General features: G+C 64.5%; 4 protein-coding genes and 1 pseudogene. All 5 read right to left on the reverse strand.

The genetic code is table 11. From position 1 onward, the window contains the following. On the reverse strand, positions 1 to 586 hold a 586-nt coding region (locus ACLP25_RS22630), incomplete at its 3' end, for an amino acid ABC transporter ATP-binding protein (protein WP_442471393.1). Continuing rightward, positions 579 to 1,661: an amino acid ABC transporter permease gene (locus ACLP25_RS22635; RefSeq protein WP_442471394.1), complete on the reverse strand. Its 1,083-nt coding sequence runs from the start codon at positions 1,659 to 1,661 to the stop codon at positions 579 to 581. The genes ACLP25_RS22630 and ACLP25_RS22635, both read right to left, overlap by 8 nt. Then, positions 1,658 to 2,845 (reverse strand): amino acid ABC transporter permease, encoded by a 1,188-nt coding sequence (locus tag ACLP25_RS22640; protein ID WP_442471395.1) that lies wholly within the window; start codon positions 2,843 to 2,845, stop codon positions 1,658 to 1,660. Before ACLP25_RS22640 ends, ACLP25_RS22635 begins: the two co-directional genes overlap by 4 nt. Positions 2,846 to 2,914: 69 nt before the next feature. Next, positions 2,915 to 3,958, reverse strand: coding sequence for an amino acid ABC transporter substrate-binding protein (locus ACLP25_RS22645; RefSeq protein ID WP_442471396.1), 1,044 nt, complete (start codon positions 3,956 to 3,958; stop codon positions 2,915 to 2,917). A 400-nt stretch (positions 3,959 to 4,358) separates the two neighbouring features. Then, positions 4,359 to 4,565 (reverse strand): annotated as a pseudogene (locus ACLP25_RS22650) (RrF2 family transcriptional regulator); the annotation flags it as partial.

A 4,565-nucleotide genomic window follows, 5' to 3' on the forward strand; every position in this document is an offset into this window, starting at 1 on the left:
TCTCCGGGTCGAGCGCTGAGGTCGGCTCGTCGAACAGCATGATCTTCGGGTTCATGCAGAGGGCGCGGGCGATGGCGACGCGCTGCTGCCGCCCGCCGGAAAGCTGGGAAGGGTATTTGTGCGCCTGGTCGGCGATCTTCACTTTGGCGAGCAGCGCGTGCGCGCGCTCTTCCGCTTCCGGGCGCTTCACGCCCTCAGCCCAAACCGGCGCCAGCGCGCAATTCTCCAGCACAGTCAGATGAGGAAACAGGTTGAACTGCTGAAAGACCATGCCGACTTCACGCCGGACGCGGTCGGTCTGCTTCAGCGACGCGGTCAGTTCGACCCCGTTGACCCGAATCGTGCGTTTTTGATGCTCCTCGAGGCGGTTGACGCAGCGGATAAGCGTCGACTTGCCAGAGCCCGACGGTCCGCATACGACCACCCGCTCGCCGGGGTCGACTGCGAGGCGGATGTCGCGCAGGACTTGAAACGCGCCGTACCATTTGTGGACGCCGACGAACTCGATCGCCGGGGCGGCCCGAGGCGGCGGACGTCGCGCGCCCTGGACGGATTCGAGGCTTTGTCGGAGACGATGTTCAGGCATGGCCGGCCGCACGAAGGCGCCGCTCCAGCCACCGGCTGTAGCGCGACGCGATGAAACAGATAGAGAAGAAGACGAGCCCGGCGACGAAATAGGCGGTCGTGTAGCAGCCGGGCCATTCCTGCTCGTGGCTCGCGGCTTCACGCACGGCGCTGAGGAAATCGGTCATGCCGATTACCGCGACGAGCGGAGTGCTCAACAGCACGCCGATGCCGAGATTGACGAGCGCCGGAATCACCGCCCGCAGCGCCTGCGGCAGCAGCACGAGCTGGGTCATGCGCCAGTAGCTTAAGCCCAGCGCGCTCGCAGCCTCCGTCTGGCCGCGCGGCAGCGACTGCAGCCCCGCGCGAATGATCTCGGCGAGATAGGAGGCCACGAACAGGATCAGCGCCGTCTCCACGCTGACGAACAGGTTCACCTCGAACGCCGGCGTCATCATCGGCACGATGAACCGGCTCACGTAGAGCGCAACCAGCATCGGCACGCCGCGCACGAGTTCGATCAGAATGATCGCCGCAGTGCGCAGGCCGCCCATTTTCGAGCGCCGCGCCAGAGCGAGCGGCACAGCGACGACGAAGGCGCCGGCGAAGGCGATCATCCAGACGAGAAGCGTGAGCGGCAACCCGCCCCATTCGTTGGTCGAGACAGGACGGCCGAAGAAAGCGCCGGAAAGCAGGATGCAGACCGCCGCCGGAACCGCAGCCCAGGCGAGCGCAAGCGGCGCGCTCCACAGGCGGGGAATCATGCTCGCCACAACGACCCCGGCCATCAGAACGAGACTCACGGCCGGCCGCCACAGCAGGTCCTGGGGATAGACCCCGAAGACCATGAGCTGGGCGTTGCTTCGGACGAAGGGCCAGCAGGCGCCGCTGCGGGCACGGCAGGCTTCCGGGCCGCCCGACCAGGCCGCATCGAACACTGCCCAGCGGGCGAACTGCCAAAGCGCAACGACGATCACGCCGGCGACGACGACGGTCACCGCGGCGTTGACCGGCGAGGAGAAAAGATCGGCCGCGGCCACGCGCCATCGCTCCGGCTTTGGCTGCGCCAGTCGCGCGCCCTCGAGCAGAATCGTCATGACGTGACCACTCCGCGGCGAGCGAGCATCCGGTTGTAGGCGTTGATCGCCGCCGATACGGGAAGGCTGATCGAGAGAAACACCGCGACCAGCACGAGGATCGTCTCGACTGCGTTGCCGGTGTTGTTGGCGCTCGTCTTGATCACGGCGGTGACCTCAGTGAATCCGATCAGGACGCCGAGCGTCGTGTCCTTGGTCAGGTCGAGATAGGTCGAGGTCATGAGCGGCGTGATCACCCGCATGGCCTGCGGCAGGACGATGAGTTGAAGCACGCGAGTGCGATGAAGCCCGAGCGCGCGCCCCGCTTCCCATTGTCCATGCGTGACGGATTGCAGGCCGCTGCGCACGATCTCGGCGATGTTGGCCGCGTAATAGACCGAGAGTCCGACCAGCATCGCCGCGAATTCGGGCGTGAGGCTCACGCCGCCGACGATGTTGAAGCCCTTGAGGACGGGCAGATCGACCGACAGCCGGACGTTCTCGGCGACGATCCAGGCGGCCGGAGCGATGACGGCCGTCGAGAGGATGCCGAGCCATTCGAGCGAAGACAGCGGGCGCCCCAGCCGCTTGTGGACTGCGTGTACGATCCAAGCGAGCAGGACGAAAAAGGCGACGATAGGCCAGATCGCGCCGCCCTCGATCGTGATCCAGGGCAGATAGACGCCGCGCACCGAGAGATAGGCGAAGGGCAGCGGCTCGAGCGCCTGCCGAACCGGCGGGAGCGTGTGCGTGAGCGCAATCCAGAAGAACAGCTGCAGCACCAGCGGCGTGTTGCGGACAACTTCGACATAAGCGTCCACCAGCCTCGCGAGCAGCGGATTGCCGGCCGCGCGCATCAGGCCCAAACTCACGCCGAGGATGGTGGCCAGGCCGCAGCCGGACACGGCGAGCTTGATGGTGTTGAGAAGGCCGACGAGGATCGCGCGGCTGTACGGGTCGCCGGCGCGATAGACGATCAGCGACTCCGAGATGTCGAAATTGGCCGGCTGGGTCAGATAATCAAAGCTCGGCGACATGCCGAGCCGGCGCACGCTCGCAACGAGATTCGAGGCCAGGAAGGCGACAAAGACGGCTGCGGCGGCGAGGCCGATCGCCTGCGCGAGCGCATGATCGCCCCACCAGCGCCGAAACGCTGCAAAGCCGGTGCCTTCGGCGGGAGGGGGCGCCGCCCGGGCGTCCGTCATTGGGGTTCTGCTCGCCGTCTCATTCGCATCTGGCGGAGGGAGCCGGCGTGACGCCGGCTCGCTCGGTTCTCAACGGAACGGCGGCGAATAGAGGAGGCCGCCCTGGGTCCACAGCCGGTTCAGGCCACGGTCGAAGCCGATCTTCGTCGACTTGCCGAGATTGCGCTCGAATATCTCGCCGTAGTTCCCGACCTTCTTGATGATGTTGTAGGCGAATTTGGGATCGAGGCCGATGGATTCGCCGAGCGACGTGTCGACGCCGAGGAAGCGCTTGATCGCCGGATCGTCGCTTGTGAGGAAGCTGTCGATGTTCTGGCTGGTGATGCCCCACTCCTCCGCCTGAATGGTGGCGTAGACGGTCCAGTTCACGATCTGCAGCCACAGGTCATCGCCCCATTGGATGGCGGGCGCGAGCGGCTCCTTCGACAGGCGCTCGGGCATCAACACGTAGTCGTCCGGATTGGGGAACGCCGCCCGCCGCAAGCCGAGGTCGGAGCTGTCCTGGGTCAGGGCGTCGATACGGCCGGACAGCAGCGCCTGCGAGAAGGTGTTGGTGTCTTCGATCACCAGGGGCTTATAGGTCTTGTTGGCCTTCTTGAAGAAGTCGGCGATGTTGAGCTCGCCGGTGGTGCCGCTCTGCACGCCGATCGTGGCGCCGTCGAGATCGGACGCCTTGGACACGCCGAGCGATTTCTTCACCAGAATGCCCTGTCCGTCGTAGAAGACGACCGGTCCGAAATTGAAGTTCAGCTTGAAAGAGCGGACGATCGTCTCGGTCACACCGGAAAGCAGGACGTCGAATTGCCCGGCCTGCAGAGCGGGAAGGCGCTGCTGGGGCGAAGTGTTGGTGAACTCGACCTTGTCCGGGTCGTTGAAAACGGTCACGGCGAGCGCCCGGCCGAAGTCGATGAAGAACCCCTGCCATTTGCCGCTGGCGTCGGGAGAAAAGAATCCGGGCTGGCTGCCGACGCCGACGCGAATGAGGCCGCGCTCCTTGATCTTGTCGACAACCGGTCCGGCCTGGACCGAAGTCGCCGCGCCAAATCCGGCGGCGAGGGCCACGATCGCCAGCGCAACGCCCGCGGCTCGGCGGATGGGAGTTTTTTTCGACATTATTATCCCCTGGTAAGGTCGGTTCCCGATCGGCGCGTCGCGCCTCCAACCCATACGTGGCAGCCCACGGACAAGTCCGTCAGGGCATTCGTACAGAAAGTCCATAAAACTTGTCAATTTTAATTTGACCTCGTCGTCCCTACAATTTGTGCACGCGAGGCCGACAATATCGAGAGGAGACCCGCACGGAGAGCAAAGCCGCATACTCGGCGCCGCCGCTTAATAAAATCCTCAACACGGATCGGCGTCGTAAGCTGCCCGAGAACGGTGATATAAGCCAAACGTCGAAGCCGCTCGCAGAAGTTGCGGTCTAATATCCTTATGGTCTTCAAGTTATAGATAGCAGGCGCCACTCCAGACGTTAACAACGCGGGACCTTCCGCGGGCGGCGATGGCTGCGCTAGATGTGATACATTGCAGCTAGCTCGGGCGGATTGGTCAAAGTCCACAATTCCGCCAGCGTCCGATTGTCGAGCACATAGGCGATGGCGTTGCGGGCCTCGACCATGATCTGCCGGACGGCGCAACTCTTGAGGTCCCGGCAGTCCTCGCACGGCCTGAAGGCGGTGACCGAGGCGCATTGAATCGGAGCAAGAGGGCCGTCGAG

The sequence above is a fragment of the Roseiarcus sp. genome, assembly GCF_052145395.1.
Classification (GTDB): Bacteria; Pseudomonadota; Alphaproteobacteria; order Rhizobiales; family Beijerinckiaceae; genus Roseiarcus.

Excerpts from the sequence above, each read along its gene's own strand:
- ACLP25_RS22635 (WP_442471394.1), bottom strand. The coding sequence starts at position 1,661 with ATGACGATTCTGCTCGAGGGCGCGCGACTGGCGCAGCCAAAGCCGGAG.
- ACLP25_RS22645 (WP_442471396.1), bottom strand. The coding sequence starts at position 3,958 with ATGTCGAAAAAAACTCCCATCCGCCGAGCCGCGGGCGTTGCGCTGGCG.
- ACLP25_RS22640 (WP_442471395.1), bottom strand. The coding sequence starts at position 2,845 with ATGACGGACGCCCGGGCGGCGCCCCCTCCCGCCGAAGGCACCGGCTTT.